This is a genomic window from Pseudothauera lacus, from assembly GCF_003034845.1.
Classification (GTDB): domain Bacteria; phylum Pseudomonadota; class Gammaproteobacteria; order Burkholderiales; family Rhodocyclaceae; genus Pseudothauera; species Pseudothauera lacus.
In genome coordinates, this window is sequence record NZ_PZKC01000023.1 from 1 (window position 1) to 20433 (window position 20433).

Here is a 20433-nt window from a genome sequence, read left to right on the forward strand (position 1 = left end):
GCTGCAGGCCCTTCAGCTTCAGATGCTTGAGATGGCTGTCGTACTGCCGGGAAAAGTCGGCGGGAAAGTTCGATGGCATGCTGGTCACTCCTCACGAAGTCATGCAGAATCGACGCCATCACCGTGACGGAGTCGTCATGCAGGATAGTTCGTGGGTGCCCGGCGGGCGACCTCTCCGCGTAGCGGCTTCGTTCAACCCTTCGGTCAACCGGACCTGCCGCAAGCGGCAGTCCGGTTACCTCCAACGTTCGGTGTCAAATGGAGGCTGCATCAGTGGCTGAATGCTTAAGATACGTTTGCAGTGCTTGCGGTCGAGCGATTGAGGCCTGGTCCGACGGCAATCCTTACTACGTGGGTGCCAATGGACTCAAAAAATATGCCTATCATCCCGATCCCGAGGTTGACCGATGTGTTGGTAACGATTCCCCGCACCTTTGCCTCGCCTGCGGGGATGAGTTCAATGTTGACTCCCGTGCACCGATCGAGCAATGCCCGAAATGCGGGGCGACGACTATCGTCAGTACCTTTCGGCTGAGTGGCCGTCCCTGCCCGTACTGCAGTCAGGGAAAATTCTTTGTAGACCCGGAATTTCGCTGCATTTCGTGAGCAACCGGTACCGAACGGGTGGCTTTTTGGAATACCGGCGCTTCGGCAATCAGGCCAATAGGAATAACTCGTGACCTTTGCGTTTTGCAATGCCTTCTACATCAAGCTCGGCCGCGCCGGCTGCTTGGAGGCAGCAGCGGCTTGCGCATCAGCACGACGTTGTCACGCGGAATCTCGCATTCCCAGCCGTGACGGGCGGCGAGGTAGTGGAAGGCGGGGGGGCGGTAGAACACCACGTGGGTGGGGTCGCGGCGGTAGTGCCAGCGCGCGAAGTTGCAGCCGTCGGGCAGGAAGGTGGTCATCAGCGCCAGCCAGCCGCCGGGAGCGAGGAGGGTGTCGAGGCGGGCGAACTCCTCCGCCGGGCGGTGGAAATGCTCGGCGACCTCGGTGCAGGTGATGAAGTCGTAGGTGGCGCGCAGCACGGCCTCGTCGGCGGCGAAGAGCGGGTCGTAGAGCGCGACTTGGTGGCCTTCGGCGCGCAGCATGGCGGCCAGCGCGGGCCCTGGGCCGCAGCCGTAGTCGAGTCCGCGGCTGGCGCTGGCAAGGCGGGCGAGCAGGGGCTCGGTGAGACGGGCGAGGAAGGCGCGGTAGCCGGCGTCGTCGGGGTCGTTGCGGTGCAAGGCGTATTCGCGCAGCTCGTCTGCGCGGGCCGGCAGTTGGGCGGGGTCCACGAAGGTGGTCTCGCAGCGCGCGCAGCGCCAGTAGCGCCGTGCGTCATGCTCGGCGAAGGGGGTGGCGGCGGGGGCGGCGCACAGCGGGCAGGGTGGCCCGCTCACCGCCCCACCCGTGAGAGCTTGAGCAGGCGGGCGCTGCGGTCGATGAGCACGGTGAGCAGGATGATCATGATCAGGTAGGTGCCGGCGCGTTCGAAACGGAACCATTCGAAGTTGAAGCTGAACTGGAAGCCCAGCCCGCCGACGCCGATGAGGCCCAGCACGACGGCGGCGCGCACGTTGCTCTCGAACTGGAAGAAGGCGTAGGTCATCCAGTCGCGCCATACGCGCGGCACCGCCACGCTAGCATAGGTGGTGGCGCGCGAGGCGCCGCAGGCCGGTTCGAAGCGCGCCAGCGGCTGGTTGTCCACCGCCTCGCCGAACACCCGGGTGAGCACGCCGAGGGTATGGAGGGCAATGGCCAGGGTGCCGGCGACCAGGCCGGGGCCGAAGAAGGCGATGGCGAGGAAGGCCCACATCACCTCCGGTACGCCGCGTGCGACCACCGCGCTGGCGCGTGCCGCGGCCAGTTGCAGGGCGCGCAGCAGGCGCTGCCAGGGCGCCGGGCTTTCGCCGGTGAATTGCGCGGCGTGGAGCTGGAAGCTGGCCGAATGGGGGTAGGTGAGCAGGATTGCCCCGCCCACCCCGAGCAGGGTGCCGATCACCGCGATGGCCAGCGGCACCGCGGCCGATTCGACCACCCGCCAGACGAACCATTTTTGCAGTTCCACCTGCCAGGCGGCCCACGCTGCCGGGCGCCAGAAGTCCGCCACGCCGTAGTCGGCAAAAAGCTCCACCGCCTTGCCCTGTGCGGCACGGGCGGCAGCCTTGTCGGGGTCGCCGAGGCCAATCGCGGCGAGATCCAGTTCGGGTTTGAGCAGGCGCTCGAAGAAGCGCAGGTTCTCCCAGGCCTGGCCGGTGAACAGCTCCGCCGCGGGGACGAGGTGGTTGCGCGGCGCGCCGCCCTCGCCGGCGTGGTTGCCCCAGCCCATGAACCACAGCGACCAGGACAGCGCCAGGGCAACGAAGCCGGCAGCCAGCCAGGGGCGCAGCGGCGGCCGCGCAGCACGGGCGGAGGGCTGCACGGCGGCGCGCGGGGTGGCCTCGCCGACGCTCCCGGGCAGCGCGCAGGAGGCCGGCGCCGCGCCACTGCGCGCGGCATCGCCGCGCAACTGGCGGCGCACGTAGTTGCTGGCCAGATCGGCGGCGAGGGTGAGCAGCAGGGTGAACAGGATCAGCGTGCCGACCTTGTCCCAGGCGCCAAAGCGCACCTGGTACCAGATTTCCGCGCCCAGCCCGCCGCCGCCCACCGCGCCGATCACCGCGGCGTTGCGGATGGCGCATTCGGCGCGCATCAGGGTGAAGGACAGCACGTTGCGCGAGGCCAGCGGGCGGATGCCGTAGAGGAAGGTGGCGATGCGCCCGCCGCCGAGGCTGCGCACCTGGGCATAGCGCGACTCATCGACGCCGTCCCACAGTTCGCTGTACACCTTGGCGAGGATGCCGGTGATGTTGAGCGCCAGCGCGAGCGCGCCGGTGAGCGGGCCGAGGCCGATCATCGCCACCAGGATGATGGCCCAGACGAAGTCCGGCACCGCGCGCAGGATGTCCTGCAGCAGGCGGCAGGCGGCGCACAGCAGCGCGCTCGGTGAGCGCAGCGGGAAATGACGCAACCACGGCCGCAACCACGGCCACCAGTGCGCGCTGCGCCCGGCGTCGCGTTCCTCGCCCACGCACACCGCGCGACTCGCCCCCATCGCCAGCGGCCAGGCCAGCAGCACCGCCAGCGCGGTGCCGAGGATGGCCGCGGAGAGGGTCTGCAGGGTGAGCTCCCAGGCGTGGGCGACGAAGGCCGCGGAGAGATCTGGGCGGGCGAAGGCCGCCAGCCAGGCGCCGATGCGCGCCGCAGCCTGGGCGCGGCGCTCGCTGTCGGTGAGCGCGGCCCAGTCCCACTCGGCAGCGCCCAGGGCGGCCAGCACGGCGAGCAGCACCGCCAGCAGGGCGTAGAAGTGGCCCAGCGGGCGCTTCTGGTAGCGCGCGGCAAGCGGCAGGGCGGCGCTGTTCATTTCAGCAGCGCCCATCGTTGCGCCGCTTCCGTTCGGGCTGAGCTTGTCGAAGCCCGCTCGAAGGCACTGCCATCAAGTGCCCTTCGACAGGCTCAGGGCGAACGGAGTACCCGTTTCCTGCGTCTGCTTTGCCACGCCCGCGGCGGGGCTTATTAACCCGGCAATCAAATACCGTTCGGGCTGAGCCTGTCGAAGCCCAGTCGGCACGAACGCCCTTCGACAGGCTCAGGGCGAACGGAATAGCGTATTTCGTTGCCGGGTTAATAGTCATGCCGGCAGCGCCATCTCGTCCAGATGCAGGGCGCGGTACTCGGCGCCGTAGAGCTCGCGCAGCAGGTGCTGGCTGAGTTCTTCCGGCCTGCCCTGCCAGAACAGGCGCCCGGCACGCAGCGCGACGACGCGGTCGAAGTGGCCCTGCAGGAGGTCGAGGGTGTGCAGGTTTACCAGCAGGGTGACGCCGTCACGCTGGGCGAGGTCGCACAGCAGGGCGATGATCTCGCGCCCCAGGCGCAGGTCCAGCGCGCTGACCGGCTCGTCGGCGAGCACCAGACGGGGTTGCTGCACCACCAGGCGGGCGACGGCAACGCGCTGCTGCTGGCCGCCGGAGAGTTCGTCCGGCAGCGCCCACAGCTTGTCTTCCAGCTCCACGCGGGCGAGCGCGGCGCGGGCACGGTCGAGTTCCTGCGGCCACAGCAGCGAGAGCAGCGCGCGCGCCAGCCACCAGTGCCCCAGCCGCCCCATCAGCACGTTGTGCACCACGCGCAGTTGCGGGATCAGGTTGTCCTGCTGGTGCAGGTAACCGACCTCGCGGCGCAGGCGCGCCAAGCGGCGGCCGGACAGGCGCGCGGTGTCCTGGCCGAGGGTCTGCACACGGCCGGCGGCCGGGCGGGCAAGCCCGGCGATGAGGCGGAACAGCGTGGTCTTGCCGGCGCCGGAGGGGCCGATGACGGCGACGCGCTCGCCGGCAGCAACGCTGAGGTCGATGCCGTCGAGCACGCGCGTGCCGCCATAGGCGACCGCGCCGCCGGCGATGTGAACCGGCGCCGGCGCCTGGTCAGCGGGGAAAGGCTTCATGATGCATCGCGCTCGCAATGGAAGGAGTGACCGCCGGACCTGCGCCCGGCGGCTCACAGCGGCCTCAGCCGCCGATGTCGATGCCCGATTCGAGCAGATCGACGTAGCCCTGCCATTCCGAGATGTCGGCCTCGATGAACTTGCCGGCCTTGAGGTACTTCAGCACCGCAGCCCCTTCCGGCGTGCTGCCGTCGATGGTCAGCAGCGCCGCACGCAGCCTGGCGAGCAGTTCGGGGCCGAGGTCGGCGCGCGCGGTGAGCGCGTAGTTGGTGTAGGGCGGGGTCTTGTAGACGATGGGGGCGCGCGCCTTCAGTTCGTCCGCAGCCTTGTCCCAGGAGGCGTAGTTGAGCGCGCCGACCTGATGGGTGCCGTCGGCGACCATCTGCATCACCACGTCGTGGCTGCCGGAGTAGGCCACGCTGCGGAAGACCCGCTCCGGGGTGGTGGCGGTCTGATCCATGAAGTACTTGCGCGGCATCATGTGGCCGGAGGTGCTGCTCTTGCTGCCGAAGGTAAAGCTCCAGCCCTTGCCCTGCGCGGCCCTGGCCAGTTCGCCGAGGTCGGCGACCGTGCCCAGCCCGGTGGACGGGTTGGCGATGAAATAGCTGACGAAGCCCTTGTCGATGTCGCGGCAGCCGAGGATGGTGAGCCTGTCGCCCATCTGCATGCGCGCCTGCGCGGTGGTCACCGCGCCCAGCCAGGCGATGTGGGCGCGCCCGGTGGCCAGCGCGGTGACGCTGGCGGCGTAGTTCTCGACGTGCATGTACTCGACCGGAATGCCCACGGCCTTGCCGAGGTGGCGCGCCAGGGCGCCGAAGTTCTCGCGCATGCGGTCGGCGTCGCCGTCGTCCGGAATGGCAGTGATGATGAGTTTGGCTGGCGCCTGCTGGGCCAGCGCGGGGTTCGCACCCAGACCAAGGGTGGTGGCCAGCGCAAGGGCGGCGGCGGACAGCAGGAAACCCCTGCGCGCGGCAGTTCCTCGATGTTGCATGTGTAGCTCCCGAATTGTGTGCGCCGCGGGATGTGGATCCCCGTGGCGGCAAGCCACCCCGGTGCGGGTGCGCCGGGGTTTAAGTTGCCCGGCTCAGGGCCGGGCGGTGTGGTGGCGGTACGCAGACCGCCGTTTCTCCGGACGGCCGATACGCAGATCGGCGGGTATGTGTCCGGCAGTACTCCTTAACTGAAGACCATCAACGGCCCCTCCCCCTTCAAGGGGGAGGTTGGGAGGGGGATGGGTCTTCAGGCACGCTCAACTCAGGGTTTTGCACTGCGCCGCGAAGTCTGCCTCGTCCGCGCCGCGCAGGCAACGCAGGTCGAGCCACAGGGCGTTGTCGGCGATGCGGCCGATGACCGGCACCGGCAGCGCGCGCAGGGCTTTTTCCAGGCGGTTGAGGGTGCCCCCCTTCCTGAGCGGGCGGCACACCAGGCCGGCGGAGGGCAGGCGGTCCACCGGCAGGCTGCCGGAGCCGATCTGCGAGCGGGGGCTCGGCGAGCAGGCAATTTGGTGCAGGACGCGCGCGGCGACCTCCTTGCCGACTCCGGATTCGCCCAGAATCAGCACCGTAGCAGGTATCGGTACAACGCGTTTGATCAGTGCGCAGAGGTACTGGATCGCCGGCGACCCCCCACCCCATCCTCCTCGCCCGGCAAGCTACGCGGCCTAGCACGAAGTTCCCGCGCGCCAGGCGAGCGCGCTCGACACAGCACCGCAGGAAGTTGAGGACCTGGTCGAAACGGAAGGGCTTGAGGTTGAAATCGGAGGCCCCGGCGGGCAGCCCGCTCAGCGCAGCATGGCGCGCAGGCGGGCGATGCGTTCCTGGGTGGACGGGTGGGTGGAGAACAGGCCGCGCAGGCCGCCGCCGGAGAGCGGGTTCATGATCATCATCTGGGCGGTCTCCGGGTGTTCCTCGGCGGCGTGCATCGGAATGCCCTTGGCGTAGGCCTCGATCTTGGCGAGCGCGCTGGCGAGCGCCTCGGGGTCACCGGAGATCTCCGCGCCGCCGCGGTCGGCACCGAACTCGCGGGTACGCGAGATGGCCATCTGGATGATCATCGCCGCCATCGGCGCAAGGATCATCACGAGGATCTGCAGCGCCGGATGCGGGCGGTTGTCGCCACGCCCGCCGAAGAACATGCCGAACTGGGCGAGCATGGAGATGGCACCGGCGACCGTCGCCGACATGGTCGAGATGAGGATGTCGCGGTTCTTCACGTGCGCCAGTTCGTGCGCCATCACGCCGCGCAGCTCACGCTCGGAGAGCATGCGCATGATGCCGCTGGTGGCGGCCACCGCGGCATTGTCCGGGTTGCGCCCGGTGGCGAAGGCGTTGGGCTGGGCCTCGTCGATGATGTACACCTTGGGCATCGGCATGTTGGCGCGGTTGGCGAGCTCGCGCACCATGTTGTAGAGGTAGGGCGAGGTGGTGGCATCGACCTGGCGCGCGTTGTACATCTTGAGCACCATCTTGTCGGAGAACCAGTAGGCCCAGACGTTCATGCCGCCGCCGACCAGCAGGGCGATCAGCATGCCCTGCTGGCCGCCGATCATCGCTCCCACGGCGCCGAACAGCGCGACGATGCCGGCCATCAGAATGGAGGTCTTCAACCAGTTGCCGAACATTGCGTGTGTCCTTCCAGTCGATGAAAGTCGCGGAGCGACTCTCGAAACTCCCCTCGCCCGCGTGCGGGAGAGGGGTCGGGGGTGAGGGAAACGGCCGGGTCACTGTGCCGTCCGACCGATGTGGGGCCGCAACGGGTGGATTTCAACCCGCTGCGATTGCGAAGCAGTCGCCCACAGAGACAGGGAAACCGGCGAGAAATTCCCGCACCGGCAGACGCTTGCTGCCGGGGCGCTGCAGCACGGTGAGACGCAAGGCATCGGCGCCGCAGGCCACCACGATGCCGTCCGCCCCCACGGCCAGTACCTCGCCGGGTGCGCCGGCAGCGGCCACCACCTCGCCCGTCCAGCACTTGATGGCGGTGTCGCGCAGGCTGCCGGTGGCGCCGGGGAAGGGGTCGAAAGCACGCATCGTGCGTTCGATCTGCGCCGCCGGGCGGCGCCAGTCGATGGCCGCCTCGGCCTTGGCGATCTTGGCCGCGTAAGTCACCCCTTCATCCGGCTGCGGGGTGGCCGGCAGGCCTTCGGGCAGCCGGCGCAAGGCCTCCACCACCAGCTCCGCGCCCAGCGCGGCAAGGCGGTCGTGCAGGCTGGCGGTGGTGTCGTGCGGGTGGATCGGCAGGCTGCGCGCGATCAGCATCGCCCCGGTATCAAGACCTTCGTCCATCTGCATGATGGTGATGCCGGTGTGCGCGTCGCCGGCTTCGATGGCACGGTGGATGGGTGCCGCACCGCGCCAGCGCGGCAGCAGCGAGGCGTGGATGTTGATGCAGCCCAGGCGCGGCAGGGCGAGCACCTCCGCGGGCAGCAGCAGGCCGTAGGCCGCCACCACCAGCACGTCGGGCGCGGCGGCGGCGAGCGCGGCGCGCTGCTCGGGGGTGCGCAGGCGCTCCGGCTGGTCGACGGCGATGCCGTGGGCCAGCGCCACCTGCTTGACGGCGCTGGGCGTGAGCTTCATGCCGCGGCCGGCCGGGCGGTCGGGCTGGGTGAGCACCAGCGGCACTTCGAAGCCTGCGGCAAGAATGGCCTGCAGGGCCTGGGCGGCGAATTCGGGGGTGCCGGCGAAGGCGACCCTGAGTTGTCCGGACATCGGCAGTCTCGCTGTTCGGTGAAGGCGCGCAACGATGCTGCGCAAGGCATTCGGCCCGGGCCCGGCAGCGCACCGCGCCGCGGGTCCGGGCCGAACAGGGTTGATCGGGCCTCAGGCGGTGATGCGCGCCTTCTTGGCCAGCTTGGCCTTGATGCGGTTGAGCTTCAGCGGCGAGAGGTACTCGACGAAGACCTTGCCGTCGAGGTGGTCGATCTCGTGCTGGATGCACACCGCCAGCAGGCCGTCGGCGTCGAGCTCGAAGGGCTTGCCCTCGCCGTCGAGCGCCCGCACGCGCACGTGTTCGGCGCGGGTGACCTTGTCGTAGATGCCGGGCACCGACAGGCAGCCTTCCTCACACACCTGTTCGCCGTCGCGGGCGACGATCTCCGGGTTGATGAAGGCCATCAGCGCCGATTTGTCCTCCGAAACATCGATCACCACGACACGCTGGTGTACGTTGACCTGGGTGGCGGCAAGACCGATGCCGGGGGCCTCGTACATGGTCTCGGCCATGTCGCGGATGAGCGTGCGGATGCCGTCGTCAACTTCGACGACCGGCGCGGCGCGCGTGTGCAGGCGGGGATCGGGATAACGGAGGATGGGTAGTAGAGCCATAAATGCTTGCCGGGTTAAGACATTACGTGCAGAATTTCAAGCGCTTTGACATGCACATGTGCTGGGTCGGGAAAACAGGGGAGCAATGGCGCCTGCAACTGTCGCTTCGACTCCCCTCCGGCCCTTTGCGTTCCGGACCGGTTTGCCCCGGCCCGCACCAACCGGAAGCGAGCAATGATCCGCATTATATTCCCTCTCCTGTTCAGCGTAGCCGCCCTTCTCAGCGGCCCTGCGGCGGCCAGCACGCCCGTCGAGATCGCCGACGACGCCCCCGACACCTATACCGTGGTGCGCGGCGATACCCTGTGGGACATCTCCGGGCGCTTCCTCAAGCAACCCTGGCGCTGGCCCGAAGTGTGGCGCATGAACCGCGACCAGATCCGCAATCCCCACCTGATCTATCCCGGCCAGGTGATCTTCCTCGACCGCAGCGGGCCGTGGCTGAGCATCGGCCGCCGCATCGGCGGCGATCAGCGCCTGTCGCCGCAGGTCCATGAGGAAGCGCTCGGCGGTGCCATCCCGAGCATTCCGCTGGACGTCATCGAGGCCTTCCTGGTCGCCCCGCTGGTGGTCGATGAGGCCGCGCTGGCCAATTCCGCCACCATCATCGGCAACGATGGCACCCGTGTCTTCGCCGGCAACGGCGACACCGTCTTCGCCAAGAATGTTGCCGCCGACAAGGACAGCTGGCAGGTCTACCGCAAGGCCCAGCCGCTGGTCGATCCGGTGACCCGCGAGACCATCGGCTACCAGGCCGTGCACCTCGGCTCGGCGCGCGTCACCGAACACGGCACTCCGGCGACGCTGCGCGTCGTCACCGCGCTGGAAGAAATCGGTGCCGGCGACCTGATGCTGCCCAGCGAGGTACCGCTGGTGTTCTCCTACGTGCCGCGCGCCCCGGAGACCGCGATCGACGCCCGCATCATCGCCATTCACCGCGGCGTCGAGGTTACCGGCCGTCATCATGTGGTAATCCTCAATGCTGGCAGCGACCAGGGCCTCGACAACGGCCATGTGCTGGCACTGTGGCGCAACCGTGGCAGCATCGTGCATGAGCGCGAGACCTTCGAGCTGCCCCCGCAGCGCTATGGCATCGCCTTCGTGTTCCGCACCTTCAACCGCGTCTCCTACGCCCTGGTGATGGATACCGACGGCCCGGTGACCGTCGGCGACGGTGCCCGCCAGCCCTGAGAACGCAGCGCAGCCGGATCTCGCCGACTGGCTGCGGCTGACCCTGGCGCGGGGCCTGGGCCCCGAACGACAACGCCGCCTGCTGGCCGCCTTCGGCCTGCCGGCGGCGATTTTTTCTACCCCGCGCGCCAATCTTGCCGCGGTAGTAGGCAGCGACGGCGCCGATGCGCTGCTCGCCGCGCCCGACCATGAAGCCATCGCCGCAGCACTGGCGTGGGCCGTCACCCCCGGCAATCACATCCTCACCCTTGCCGACGGCGCCTATCCGCGCGCCCTGCTCGAGGTCGCCGACCCGCCCGTGCTGCTGTACGCCAAGGGCCGCCTGGATCTGCTCGACACCCCGGCACTGGCCATCGTCGGCGCGCGCAGCTGCACCCCGCAGGGCGAGGAGAATGCTGCCGCCTTCGCGCGCGAACTGGCCACCGCCGGATTGAGCATCGTCAGCGGGCTGGCACTGGGCATCGATGCCGCTGCCCACCGCGGCGCGCTGGCCGCCGCCGGCGGACAGACCATCGCGGTGATCGGCACCGGCGCCGACCGCGTCTATCCGGCGCGCAACCAGGCACTCGCGCGCCAGATTGCGGAGCATGGCCTGATCCTCAGCGAACTGGCACTGGGCACCCCCGCGCTGGCGCACAACTTTCCGCGCCGCAACCGCCTCATCGCCGGCCTCGCGCGCGGCGTGCTGGTGGTCGAGGCGGCGGTGGGCAGCGGTTCGCTGATCACCGCGCGGCTGGCGGCAGAGAACGGTCGCGAGGTGTTCGCCATCCCCGGCTCCATCCATTCACCGCAGGCACGCGGCTGCCACCGCCTGATCCGCGACGGCGCCAAGCTGGTGGAGACCGCCGCCGACGTCCTCGAAGAGCTGCGCTGGACGGCGCCGGCGCCCCCCGCCCCGGCCACCGCGGCGCCCGCCCGCGGCACCGCCGGGGACGATGCCGTGCTCGGCGCGCTCGGCCACGACCCCGTGGACATCGACACCCTGGCGGGGCGCTGCGGCTTGACGGTGGATGCGCTGTACGCCATTCTGCTGCCCATGGAGATGGACGGCCGCATCGTCCGCCTGCCCGGTGGCAGGTTCCAGCGCCACCATTGCTGAGCGCCACCTCCGCGCCCAGGGGGCCTTTCCGGCCCCACCCGCCTGTCGTTGCCCTGTAGGAGGTCATCGTGTTCGACATTCTGGTTTACCTCTTCGAGAGCTACGTCCACGCCGGCGCCTGCCCGGCCTCCGATCAACTCGCGCGCAAGCTTTCCGCGGCCGGCTTCGAGGACGAGGAGATCTCCGAAGCCCTCAGCTGGCTCACCGGCCTGCGCGAGATGGACGCCGCCTGCAGCCCGCAGATCGCGCCCTCGGCAGGCTCGCTGCGCATCTACGCCGATGCCGAGATGGTCCGCCTGGATGCCGACTGCCGCGGCTTCATCGCCTTCCTGGAAAACGCCGGCGCGCTCGATGGCGGCGCCCGCGAACTGATCATCGAACGCGCCATGGCGCTCGACCCCCGCCTGCGCATCAGCCTGCACCGCCTCAAGGTGATCGTGCTGATGGTGCTGTGGCAGCGCGAGCAGCCGCTCGACAGCCTGATCCTCGACGAATTGCTCAACGGCGAGGCCGACGAGGACCTCGCCCTGCAGTAAGGACAGCCCGTCGCCGCGCCCTTGCACGGGGCGGCAGCGGCTGCTTATCATCCGCCCAACCATCAGCGGCCACGCAGCAGACGCGGCCCCATCGACCCCCAATACGGCATGAGCAAGCAACTGATCATCGCGGAGAAACCTTCGGTCGCAGCGGACATCGCCCGCTCGCTGGGCGGCTTCACCAAGGAAAAGGACTACTACGAGTCCGACGACTACGTGCTCTCATCTGCCGTGGGCCATCTGCTCGAACTGGTGGTGCCGGACGAGTACGAGGTCAAGCGCGGCAAATGGACATTCGCTCACCTGCCGGTAATCCCGCCGCGCTTCGCGCTGAAACCGGTGGAGAAGACCGACGACCGCCTCAAGCTGCTCACCCGGCTGATCAAGCGCAAGGATGTAGGCGGCCTCATCAACGCCTGCGACGCGGGGCGTGAGGGCGAGCTGATCTTCAACTACATCGCCCAGCACGCCAAGACCGACAAACCGGTACAGCGGCTGTGGCTGCAATCGATGACCGCGCAGGCCATCCGCGACGGCTTCGCCCATCTGCGCGCCGCGCAGGAAGTCGAGGGCCTGCGCTCGGCGGCGATCTGTCGCGCCGAGAGCGACTGGCTGATCGGCATCAACGGCACCCGCGCGATGACCGCCTTCAACTCCAAGACCGGCGGCTTCCACCTCACCACCGTGGGACGCGTGCAGACGCCGACGCTGGCCATCGTCGTCGAGCGCGAGGACCGCATCCGCAAGTTCAAGCCGCGCGACTACTGGGAGCTGGAGGCCGACGTCGCCTGCCAGGCCGGCCACTACGCCGGGCGCTGGTTCGACGAGAACTTCAGGAAGCCCGAAGGCGACGAACACGCCACCGCCTTCCGCCTCTGGGACAAGGCCCAGGCCGAGGCCATCCGCGCCAAATGCGCCGGCAAGCGCGGCACGGTAAGCGAGGAGGCCAAGCCCTCGACCCAGCTCTCGCCGCTGCTCTTCGACCTCACCAGCCTGCAGCGCGAGGCCAACGGCCGCTTCGGCTTCTCCGCCCGCGTCACCCTGCAGATCGCCCAGGCGCTGTACGAAAAGCACAAGGTGCTGACCTACCCGCGTACCGATGCGCGCGCCCTGCCGGAGGATTACCTGCCCACGGTGAAGGACGTGCTGCGCACCCTGCCCGACGAGTACGGCCCCTTTGCCAACGAAATCGTCCGCCAGGGCTGGGTGCGCCCCAACAAGCGCATCTTCAACAACACCAAGATCTCCGACCACTTCGCCATCATTCCTACCGGGACGCTGCCGAAGAGCCTCTCGGAGGCCGAGCAGAAGATCTACGACCTGGTAACCCGGCGCTTCCTGGCGGTGTTCTACCCGGCCGCCGAGTACCGCATCACCACCCGCATCACCCGCATCGAGGGCGAGGCCTTCAAGACCGAGGGCAAGGTACTGGTCAGCCCCGGCTGGCTGGCGGTGTACGGCAAGGCCGCGGCCGACGACGACAAGGACGGCGGCCCGCAACTGGTGCCGATCAGTGCCGGCGAAACGGTGAATGCCGACGATGTGGCACTGAAGTCGCTGGTCACCAAGCCGCCGGCACGCTTCAACGAAGCCACCCTGCTGTCGGCGATGGAAGGCGCCGGCAAGATGGTCGACGACGAGGAACTGCGCGCGGCGATGGCCGAGCGCGGCCTCGGCACCCCGGCCACGCGCGCGCAGATCATCGAAGGGCTGATCACCGAGCGCTACCTGCACCGCGAAGGCCGCGAGCTGATCCCCAGTGCCAAGGCCTTCTCGCTCATCACCCTGCTCAAGGGCCTCGGCATCAATGCGCTGACCTCGCCGGAGCTGACCGGCGGCTGGGAGTACAAGCTCGCCCGCATGGAGCGCGGCGAACTGTCGCGCGAGGCCTTCATGGCCGAGATCGCCGAGATGACCCGCGAGGTCGTCGAACGCGCCAAGCGCTTCGAATCCGATACCGTACCGGGCGACTTCGTCACGCTGCAGACCCCGTGCCCGAAGTGCGGCGGCACGGTGAAGGAGAACTACAAGAAGTTCGCCTGCCAGGCCTGCGAGTGGAGCACCTGGAAGATCGTCGCCGGCCGCCAGTTCGAGTACGACGAGATCGAGACCCTGCTGCGCGACGGCAAGGTCGGCCCGCTGACCGGCTTCCGCAACAAGATGGGGCGGCTGTTCAACGCCGACATCGTGCTCAACGAAGAAAAGCAACCAACCTTCGACTTCGGCCAGCCGAAGGATGACGAGAATGCCGAGGCGGTCGATTTCTCCGCCCAGCAGTCTCTGGGCCCCTGCCCGAAGTGTGGCGCCGGGGTGTTCGAGCACGGCATGGCCTATGTCTGCGAGAAATCGGTGGGGCCGCAGAAGTCCTGCGATTTCCGCTCCGGCAAGATCATCCTGCAGCAGCCCATCGAGCGCGAGCAGATGACCAGGCTGCTCGCCGAAGGCAGGACGGAGCTGCTCAAGGGCTTCGTTTCGGCGCGCACGCGGCGCAAGTTTTCCGCCTACCTGGTACGCGGCGCCGACGGCAAGGTCGGCTTCGAGTTCGAAGCCAAGACGCCCAAGGCAGGCGCAGACGGCAAGGCCGCCAAGCCGGCTGCGCGCAAGCGCAGCACCAAGGCGGGCTAGCGCAGACAAGACTACGGGCCCCGCGGGGCCCGTTTGTTTGCTGGCTTGCCGGCGCTCAGCCTTCGAGCAGGCTGCGCAGCATCCAGGCGGTCTTTTCATGCACCTGCATGCGCTGAGTGAGCAGGTCCAGGGTCGGCTCATCGCTCGCCTTCTCGGCCAGCGGTGCGATGCTGCGTGCAGTCTTGATCACGGCCTCCTGGCCGAGGACCAGCTGACGAATCATTTCCTGGGCGTTGGGCACGCCGTCCGGCTCGCTCATGCTGGTCAGCTTCTGGAATTCCTTGTAGGTACCCGGGGCCGGAAAGCCCAGTGCGCGGATGCGCTCGGCAATCTCGTCCACCGCCAGCGCCAGTTCGTTGTACTGGGTCTCGAACATGGTGTGCAGGGCGTTGAACATCGGCCCGGTAACGTTCCAGTGGAAGTTGTGCGTGGTGAGGTAGAGGGTGTAGCTGTCGGCCAGCAGGCGGGAGAGCCCATCGGCGATCTTGGCGCGATCCTTCTTGTTGATACCGATATCGATGTCCATCAGCGTTCTCCTGGTCAGTGTCCGCAAGGCCCGTCATTTGCGGGTCGATGTGTTTATCGTATTCGATCCGGCCGCAGGGAGCCAATTGAAAACAGGGATCGCGGCGATCCCCGAAGACTATTGCGGCACAAGGGTCATTATCCGCTCGCCGAAGCCGGCTCGCCCGCCGGCATGCGTCCCACTGCGCGTGCGCCGGGCAGCCCGCTCTCGAGGATGGCGGCGCGCAGCACGTCGATCGCACCGCTGCGCGGATAGGTCACCCGCCACGCCAGCGCCACCCGCCGCGAAGGCTCGGGTTCGCTGAACGGACGCACGGCGATCAGCGGATTGTGCGCTTCCAGCTCGTCGGCGGCGGAGCTTGGCAGCACGGTGACGCCGAGGCCGGTGGCCACCATGTGGCGGATGGTCTCCAGCGAGCTGCCCTCCAGCGTGCGCTGCAAGGAGCTCGCGGTGCGGCACTGCGGACAGACTTCGAGCACCTGGTCGCGGAAGCAGTTGCCGGCGCCGAGCAGCAGCAGCTGGTCACCGGCGAGGGTGTCGGGTTCGACCCGCGGCGTCCGCGCCCATGGGTGCTCAGCCGGCAACAGCACGCGGAAGGGTTCGTCATACACCGGCTGCGCGACCACGCCCGGTTCGTCGAAGGGCAGCGAGATGATGATGACGTCGAGCTCGCCGCGCTTGAGGGCCTCGGCGAGGCGGGCGGTGTAGTTCTCCTGGATGATCAGCGGCATCCGCGGCGCCAGCTGGTGCACGCGCGGGATCAGCCGCGGCAGCAGGTAGGGGCCGATGGTGTAGATCACCCCGACGCGCAGCGGCCCCGACAGCGGATCCTTGCCGGCGGCGGCGATCTCGTTGATCTGCGCGGCTTCGAGCAGCACCTTCTCGGCCTGCGTGACGATGCGCTGGCCGGTCTCGGTGATCTTGACCTCGGTGGCGCTGCGCTCGAAGAGCTGCACCCCGAGCTCCTCCTCGACCTTCTTGATCGCCACCGACAGCGTGGGCTGGCTGACGTGGCATTTCTCCGCCGCGCGGCCGAAGTGGCGCTCCCGGGCCAGGGCGACGAGGTAACGCAGATCGGTGAGCGTCATGGCGATGGCGGTACAGCAATGCTGCACGGGTTGTGGCAACAGGGCGATGTTACCGCGATGACCTGTGGTGCGTAACGGGCACGTTGAGGGATATACTTCGGGCCACGCCATCTGATCCGCCAAACGGAATAGGCCAGATGCCACCGACAATACTCAGCAAGCATGGATCGATGCCGTTCGCGACGGCTGCCGCCACCCTCGCCGCCGTCCTTTTCGGCGCCGGGGCGGCGCCGCTGCATGCCTTCGACGGCAGCGCCGAAGCGGCCTTCTTCGAATCCCTGCCGGTGGTACTGACCGTCTCGCGCCTGCCCCAGCCCATGCAGGACACCCCGGGCGCGGTCACCGTCATCGACGAACGCCTCATCGCCGCCACCGGCTACCGCGACCTCGGCCGCCTGTTCCGCCTGGTGCCGGGCATGCAGGTCGGCCAGGAACGCGGCAACGACCAGTGGATCACCTATCACGGCCTCGGCGGCGACTACCCCAACCAGATGCAGGTGCTGGTCGACGGCCGCTCGGTGTATTCACCCTACTACTTCGGTGGCGCCGACTGGGGAGCCCTGCCGCTGGCGATGGACGACATCGAACGCATCGAGGTGGTGCGCGGCTCCGATTCCGCAGCCTACGGCTCGAACGCCTTTCTCGGCGTGGTCAACATCATCACCCGCCACACCAGCGCCGAGCGCGGCAGCTCGGTGGCGGTCAGCGCCGGCAGCAACGGCATTGCCGATGCCAGCGCGCGCATGGTCACCCAGCACGGCGCCCTCGGCCTGCGCATCACCGCCCGCCATCTGCGCGACGACGGCATGCCGTCGGTCAACGACGGGCGCGAATCGACCCTCCTCAACCTGCGCGGCGACCTGCGCATGGATCCCTACAACGAACTCACCGTGCATGCCGGCATCAATCAGGGGCGACGCGGCATGGGCTATCGCGGCACCCTCTTCGACGGCAGCGCCGAACGCACCGCACACCATGTCGACCGCAGCATTCACCTGCGCTGGCGCCATGCGCCCAGCGCCGACGAGGAATGGTCGCTGTCCTACTACCACAACCGCGAGCGCACGCGCGACGAGTGGTTCGTCGACTCGACGGTGAATGTCCCTTCCGGGCTTGGCCTTCCGGCGATGCGCATCCCGGTCAACAACAACCGCGACAGTCGCCGCGACAACGTCGAACTGCAGCACCGCCTGCGTCTCGGCGAGCGCCTGCACCTGCTGTGGGGGGCAGAATGGCGGCGCGACTGGCTCGACGCTCCGGACCTTTTCTACGCCGATCCGCGTGCGCGCAGTCAGAAGGAGTGGCGCCTGTTCGGCAACGCCGAATGGCGCCTGGCGACGCAATGGCTGCTCAACGCCGGGCTGATGGTCGAACGCATCGACGCCGACCGCACCCGCATGGCCCCGCGCCTGTTCCTCAACTGGCAGCCCGAACCGGCCCACACCGTGCGCCTCGGGTGGTCGCGGGCGTGGCGCCAGCCGTCGATCTTCGAGCGCAGCGGCGATGTGCGCGTGGCCTTCAACGGCAACATCCTGCAGTACCGCCACCTCTCCAACCCGCACATCCAGCCCTCGCGCATCGATGCCTTCGAACTCGGCTACCTCGCCCTCCTCCCGGCGCACAACGGCGTCTTCGACCTGCGCCTGTTCCATGAACGCATCAACGACATGATCATTCGCGAGCCGAGCGCCCCCGGCCCCACCCTGCCACCACCCGATCCGGTCATTCAGGGATTGCTGGGCGCCACACGCTGGACCAACAGCCCCGACCGGATCCGCCTCAACGGCTTCGAATACCAGCTCCGCCTGTCACCGTGGGCGGACGGCGAGCTGATCCTCAATCACAGCATGGTGCGCGCTTCCGCGCGCGACCGCGCCATCCGTGACAGCGTCGCGCCCTACACCGCCAGCCTGAGCTGGCTGCAGTCCTGGCAGGGCTGGCAGACCACGCTTACGGTACTGCGCATGGGACCGCTCAACGCCGGCACCGGCTACGTGCCGAACTACCGCTACCGTGTGCCGGCCTACACCACGCTGGATTTCAGCATCGCCCGCAGCTTCAGCAGCGGCGGGCAGGTCTTCGACGTCCGCCTCAGCGGCATCAACCTGCTCGGCCGTCATCAGGAACTCGCCCACCGTCCGCTGCAGGCCAGCCTCGGCAACGACCGCCCGGCGACACGGGTGGGGCGGCAGATCTTCCTCAGCGTGCGCACGGAGTTCTGAGCGCCGCGCCGCTTCCCGCGACGCCTCTTGAAGCCTCCCGTCCAGTCCCCAACTGGGTGTACCGGGAACGCCCGGCGCCATAGGGCGTCAACACGCCCACCCCCCCTTTCATTGCGGAAACCCGACGACGATGAAACGACTGCTTCTTGCCAGCTCGCTGGCCCTCGCCATTGCCACCGCCTTCCCCGCCAGCCCGTTGCTGTCCGCCGCCCACGCCAGCGCCAGCGCGCCCGCTGCGACGCTGAGCAGCAACCGCTTCGGCCTGCCCGATTTCGGTGACCTCGTCACCGAGGTCGGCCCTGCCGTGGTCAACATCGCCGTGGTGCAGCGGCGCACCGCGCCGAACGCCGAGAACCCCTTCGCCAACGACCCCTTCTACGATTTCCTGCGCCGCTTCGGCGTCCCCGTTCCCGGCATGCCGGGGCAGGGCAGCGGGCCGCGCATCAACCGCGGCATCGGCTCCGGCTTCATCGTCAGCAGCGACGGCTACGTGCTCACCAACGCCCATGTCGTCGGCGACGGTGACGATGATGTCGAGGTCACCGTGCGCCTCACCGACAAGCGCGAGTTCCGCGCCACCGTGGTCGGCAGCGACCGCCGCACCGACATCGCCCTGCTCAAGATCGAGGCCAGCGACCTGCCCGCCGTGCGAATCGGCGACGCCGAGCGCTCACGCGTCGGCGAGTGGGTGGTGGCGGTGGGATCGCCGTTCGGCTTCGACAGCACGGTGACTGCCGGCATCATCTCGGCCAAGGCCCGCCGCCTGCCCGACGAGAACTACGTGCCCTTCATCCAGACCGACGTCGCCATCAATCCGGGCAACTCCGGCGGGCCGCTGTTCAACCTCGCCGGCGAGGTGATCGGCATCAACTCGCAGATCTATTCGCGTTCCGGCGGCTTCATGGGCATCTCCTTCGCCATCCCCATCGACGTGGCGATGAACGTCAAGGAACAACTGGTCGAGCACGGCCGCGTGCAGCGCGGTCGCCTGGGGGTCACCATCCAGGGCCTCGACCGCGAACTGGCGCAGTCCTTTGGCCTCGACAGCGCGCGCGGCGCGCTGGTCTCCAGCGTCGAACCGGGCAGCCCCGCAGCGGCTGCAGACCTGCGCCCCGGCGACGTGGTGCTCGGCGTCGATGGCCAGGAGGTGAGCGACTCCGCCGATCTGCCGCGCATCATCGGCGACAAGCGCCCGGGCACCCGCGTCCGCCTGCAGGTATGGCGCGACGGCGCACAGCGCCAGATCACCGCGGTGCTCGGCGAACTGGGTGCAGAGAAGCTCGCCGAGGCCGACAGCGCCCCGAAGGGCGAGGAAACCGCACCGCGCCTCGGACTGGCGGCACGCGCGCTGAGCAGCCAGGAGGCCTCCCGGCTCGGGGTACCGGGCGGGCTGGTGGTCGAACGGGTGAGCGGCAACGCGGCGCGCGCCGGCCTGCGCCCGGGCGACATCATCCTCGCCCTCAACAACCAGCAGGTGCGTTCGGTGGAGCAGTTCCGCCAGTTGCTGGCCAACTCCGGCAACCGTTTTGCGCTGCTCATCCAGCGCGACGACACGCGCATCTTCGTGCCGATCCGGATCAACTGAGCATCAGATGCAACAGGGGCCCCGCGGGGCCCCTGTTGCATTGTGCCGCGCCGCCGTTCAGACGCGGAAGCGCGAGACCGACTCCTGCAGCCCGGCGGCCAGGCGTTCGAGTTCCTGAGCGGAGGCGACAGTGTCCTGGATGGCGCGATCATTCTCCTGCGCCATGGTGGCGATGGCCTCGATGCTGCGCGTGACCTGCTCGCTGGCGCGGCGTTGCTCGGCGGTGGCGCTGGCGATGTTGTCGAGTCCCTCGCCGACCTCGCTGACCGAGGCGTTGGCCGCCTCCAGCACCCCGGAGACTTCCTCGGCGGCCTTGCGGCTCGAATCGAGATGCTCGAGACCGCGGTGGATGGAGGTCTGCACCGACTGCGACTGGCGGGTGATCTGCTGGGTGATGCCGTCGATCTCGCTCGCCGAGCGCGCCGACTTCTCCGCCAGCTTGCGCACCTCGTCGGCGACCACGGCAAAGCCGCGGCCCTGTTCGCCGGCACGCGCGGCCTCGATGGCGGCATTGAGGGCGAGCAGGTTGGTCTGCTCGGCAATCTCGCGCACCTCGCGGGTCATGTTGGTGATCGCCTTCGTCGATTCGACGAATTCGCCCACCGAATCGGCCATGTGATGCACCGCCTGCTGCACCTCGGTGACCTCGCCGACCAGTTGCGCCAGGCTGCGCTGGCCCTCCTGCGAGCGCGCCAGGCTCTCGCGCGAGCGTTCGCGGACGTCCTCGGTGCTGGAGGCGATGTGGGTGATGTTGCCGAGCATCTCGTCGACCGCGGCGGC

General features: G+C 68.6%; 17 protein-coding genes. 6 read left to right on the forward strand and 11 right to left on the reverse strand.

The features are described from left to right. Window positions 1–707: 707 nt before the first annotated feature. The 8 genes from C8261_RS16655 to def all read right to left on the reverse strand — a co-directional run bounded on the left by C8261_RS16655 (window position 708) and on the right by def (window position 8781). A complete protein-coding gene (locus tag C8261_RS16655; protein ID WP_235864959.1) occupies window positions 708–1382 on the reverse strand; it encodes a class I SAM-dependent methyltransferase in 675 nt (224 codons plus the stop codon). After that, the gene (locus tag C8261_RS16660) at window positions 1379–3400 is read right to left on the reverse strand and encodes a PhnE/PtxC family ABC transporter permease (protein ID WP_235864960.1); all 2022 of its coding nucleotides are present in this window, start codon (window positions 3398–3400) and stop codon (window positions 1379–1381) included. The genes C8261_RS16655 and C8261_RS16660 overlap by 4 nt, the downstream gene beginning before the upstream one ends. Window positions 3401–3652: 252 nt before the next feature. Next, window positions 3653–4459, reverse strand: a complete 807-nt coding sequence (locus tag C8261_RS16665; protein ID WP_107494863.1) for a phosphonate ABC transporter ATP-binding protein — start codon at window positions 4457–4459, stop codon at window positions 3653–3655. A gap of 64 nt (window positions 4460–4523) precedes the next feature. Continuing rightward, a complete protein-coding gene (phnD, locus tag C8261_RS16670; RefSeq protein WP_107494864.1) occupies window positions 4524–5450 on the reverse strand; it encodes a phosphate/phosphite/phosphonate ABC transporter substrate-binding protein in 927 nt (308 codons plus the stop codon). A 258-nt stretch (window positions 5451–5708) separates the two neighbouring features. Beyond that, window positions 5709–6071: a sigma 54-interacting transcriptional regulator gene (locus C8261_RS17510; protein ID WP_328588090.1), complete on the reverse strand. Its 363-nt coding sequence runs from the start codon at window positions 6069–6071 to the stop codon at window positions 5709–5711. A gap of 168 nt (window positions 6072–6239) precedes the next feature. After that, a complete protein-coding gene (htpX, locus tag C8261_RS16680; RefSeq protein WP_107494865.1) occupies window positions 6240–7079 on the reverse strand; it encodes a zinc metalloprotease HtpX in 840 nt (279 codons plus the stop codon). Between the two features lie 142 nt (window positions 7080–7221). Continuing rightward, entirely contained in the window at window positions 7222–8166 is a 945-nt protein-coding gene (fmt, locus tag C8261_RS16685) for a methionyl-tRNA formyltransferase (protein WP_107494866.1), read from the reverse strand. Window positions 8167–8277: 111 nt separating this feature from the next. Then, window positions 8278–8781: a peptide deformylase gene (def, locus tag C8261_RS16690; protein WP_107494867.1), complete on the reverse strand. Its 504-nt coding sequence runs from the start codon at window positions 8779–8781 to the stop codon at window positions 8278–8280. Between the two features lie 174 nt (window positions 8782–8955). Between def and C8261_RS16695 the strand changes: the two genes are divergently transcribed. The 4 genes from C8261_RS16695 to C8261_RS16710 all read left to right on the forward strand — a co-directional run bounded on the left by C8261_RS16695 (window position 8956) and on the right by C8261_RS16710 (window position 14232). Beyond that, window positions 8956–9972 (forward strand): LysM peptidoglycan-binding domain-containing protein, encoded by a 1017-nt coding sequence (locus tag C8261_RS16695; RefSeq protein ID WP_107494868.1) that lies wholly within the window; start codon window positions 8956–8958, stop codon window positions 9970–9972. Continuing rightward, a complete protein-coding gene (gene dprA, locus C8261_RS16700) occupies window positions 9956–11071 on the forward strand; it encodes a DNA-processing protein DprA (RefSeq protein WP_107494869.1) in 1116 nt (371 codons plus the stop codon). Before C8261_RS16695 ends, dprA begins: the two co-directional genes overlap by 17 nt. Before the next feature lie 68 nt (window positions 11072–11139). After that, the gene (locus C8261_RS16705; RefSeq protein ID WP_107494870.1) at window positions 11140–11607 is read left to right on the forward strand and encodes a DUF494 family protein; all 468 of its coding nucleotides are present in this window, start codon (window positions 11140–11142) and stop codon (window positions 11605–11607) included. A gap of 108 nt (window positions 11608–11715) precedes the next feature. Then, a complete protein-coding gene (locus C8261_RS16710) occupies window positions 11716–14232 on the forward strand; it encodes a DNA topoisomerase III (RefSeq protein ID WP_107494871.1) in 2517 nt (838 codons plus the stop codon). A 55-nt stretch (window positions 14233–14287) separates the two neighbouring features. Here C8261_RS16710 and C8261_RS16715 read toward each other — a convergent pair whose 3' ends face one another. Further along, window positions 14288–14758 (reverse strand): Dps family protein, encoded by a 471-nt coding sequence (locus C8261_RS16715; RefSeq protein WP_107494872.1) that lies wholly within the window; start codon window positions 14756–14758, stop codon window positions 14288–14290. A 137-nt stretch (window positions 14759–14895) separates the two neighbouring features. Continuing rightward, window positions 14896–15846, reverse strand: coding sequence for a hydrogen peroxide-inducible genes activator (locus C8261_RS16720; protein ID WP_107494873.1), 951 nt, complete (start codon window positions 15844–15846; stop codon window positions 14896–14898). A 170-nt stretch (window positions 15847–16016) separates the two neighbouring features. On the opposite strand from C8261_RS16720, the gene C8261_RS16725 reads away from it, so the two are divergent. Continuing rightward, window positions 16017–18068 carry a TonB-dependent receptor plug domain-containing protein gene (locus C8261_RS16725; protein ID WP_107494874.1) on the forward strand — a complete coding sequence of 684 codons (2052 nt, stop codon included), beginning with the start codon at window positions 16017–16019 and terminating at the stop codon, window positions 18066–18068. A 130-nt stretch (window positions 18069–18198) separates the two neighbouring features. Beyond that, the gene (locus C8261_RS16730; RefSeq protein ID WP_107494875.1) at window positions 18199–19653 is read left to right on the forward strand and encodes a DegQ family serine endoprotease; all 1455 of its coding nucleotides are present in this window, start codon (window positions 18199–18201) and stop codon (window positions 19651–19653) included. A gap of 57 nt (window positions 19654–19710) precedes the next feature. Here the strand turns inward: C8261_RS16730 and C8261_RS16735 are convergent. Continuing rightward, window positions 19711–20433 (reverse strand): methyl-accepting chemotaxis protein (locus C8261_RS16735; protein WP_235864961.1); only part of this gene is annotated, 723 nt, incomplete at its 5' end.

Excerpts from the sequence above, each read along its gene's own strand:
- C8261_RS16730 (WP_107494875.1), top strand. The coding sequence starts at position 18,199 with ATGAAACGACTGCTTCTTGCCAGCTCGCTGGCCCTCGCCATTGCCACC.
- C8261_RS16660 (WP_235864960.1), bottom strand. The coding sequence starts at position 3,400 with ATGGGCGCTGCTGAAATGAACAGCGCCGCCCTGCCGCTTGCCGCGCGC.
- C8261_RS16665 (WP_107494863.1), bottom strand. The coding sequence starts at position 4,459 with ATGAAGCCTTTCCCCGCTGACCAGGCGCCGGCGCCGGTTCACATCGCC.
- htpX (WP_107494865.1), bottom strand. The coding sequence starts at position 7,079 with ATGTTCGGCAACTGGTTGAAGACCTCCATTCTGATGGCCGGCATCGTC.
- phnD (WP_107494864.1), bottom strand. The coding sequence starts at position 5,450 with ATGCAACATCGAGGAACTGCCGCGCGCAGGGGTTTCCTGCTGTCCGCC.
- def (WP_107494867.1), bottom strand. The coding sequence starts at position 8,781 with ATGGCTCTACTACCCATCCTCCGTTATCCCGATCCCCGCCTGCACACG.
- fmt (WP_107494866.1), bottom strand. The coding sequence starts at position 8,166 with ATGTCCGGACAACTCAGGGTCGCCTTCGCCGGCACCCCCGAATTCGCC.
- C8261_RS16725 (WP_107494874.1), top strand. The coding sequence starts at position 16,017 with ATGCCGTTCGCGACGGCTGCCGCCACCCTCGCCGCCGTCCTTTTCGGC.
- C8261_RS16715 (WP_107494872.1), bottom strand. The coding sequence starts at position 14,758 with ATGGACATCGATATCGGTATCAACAAGAAGGATCGCGCCAAGATCGCC.
- C8261_RS16695 (WP_107494868.1), top strand. The coding sequence starts at position 8,956 with ATGATCCGCATTATATTCCCTCTCCTGTTCAGCGTAGCCGCCCTTCTC.
- C8261_RS16720 (WP_107494873.1), bottom strand. The coding sequence starts at position 15,846 with ATGACGCTCACCGATCTGCGTTACCTCGTCGCCCTGGCCCGGGAGCGC.
- C8261_RS16710 (WP_107494871.1), top strand. The coding sequence starts at position 11,716 with ATGAGCAAGCAACTGATCATCGCGGAGAAACCTTCGGTCGCAGCGGAC.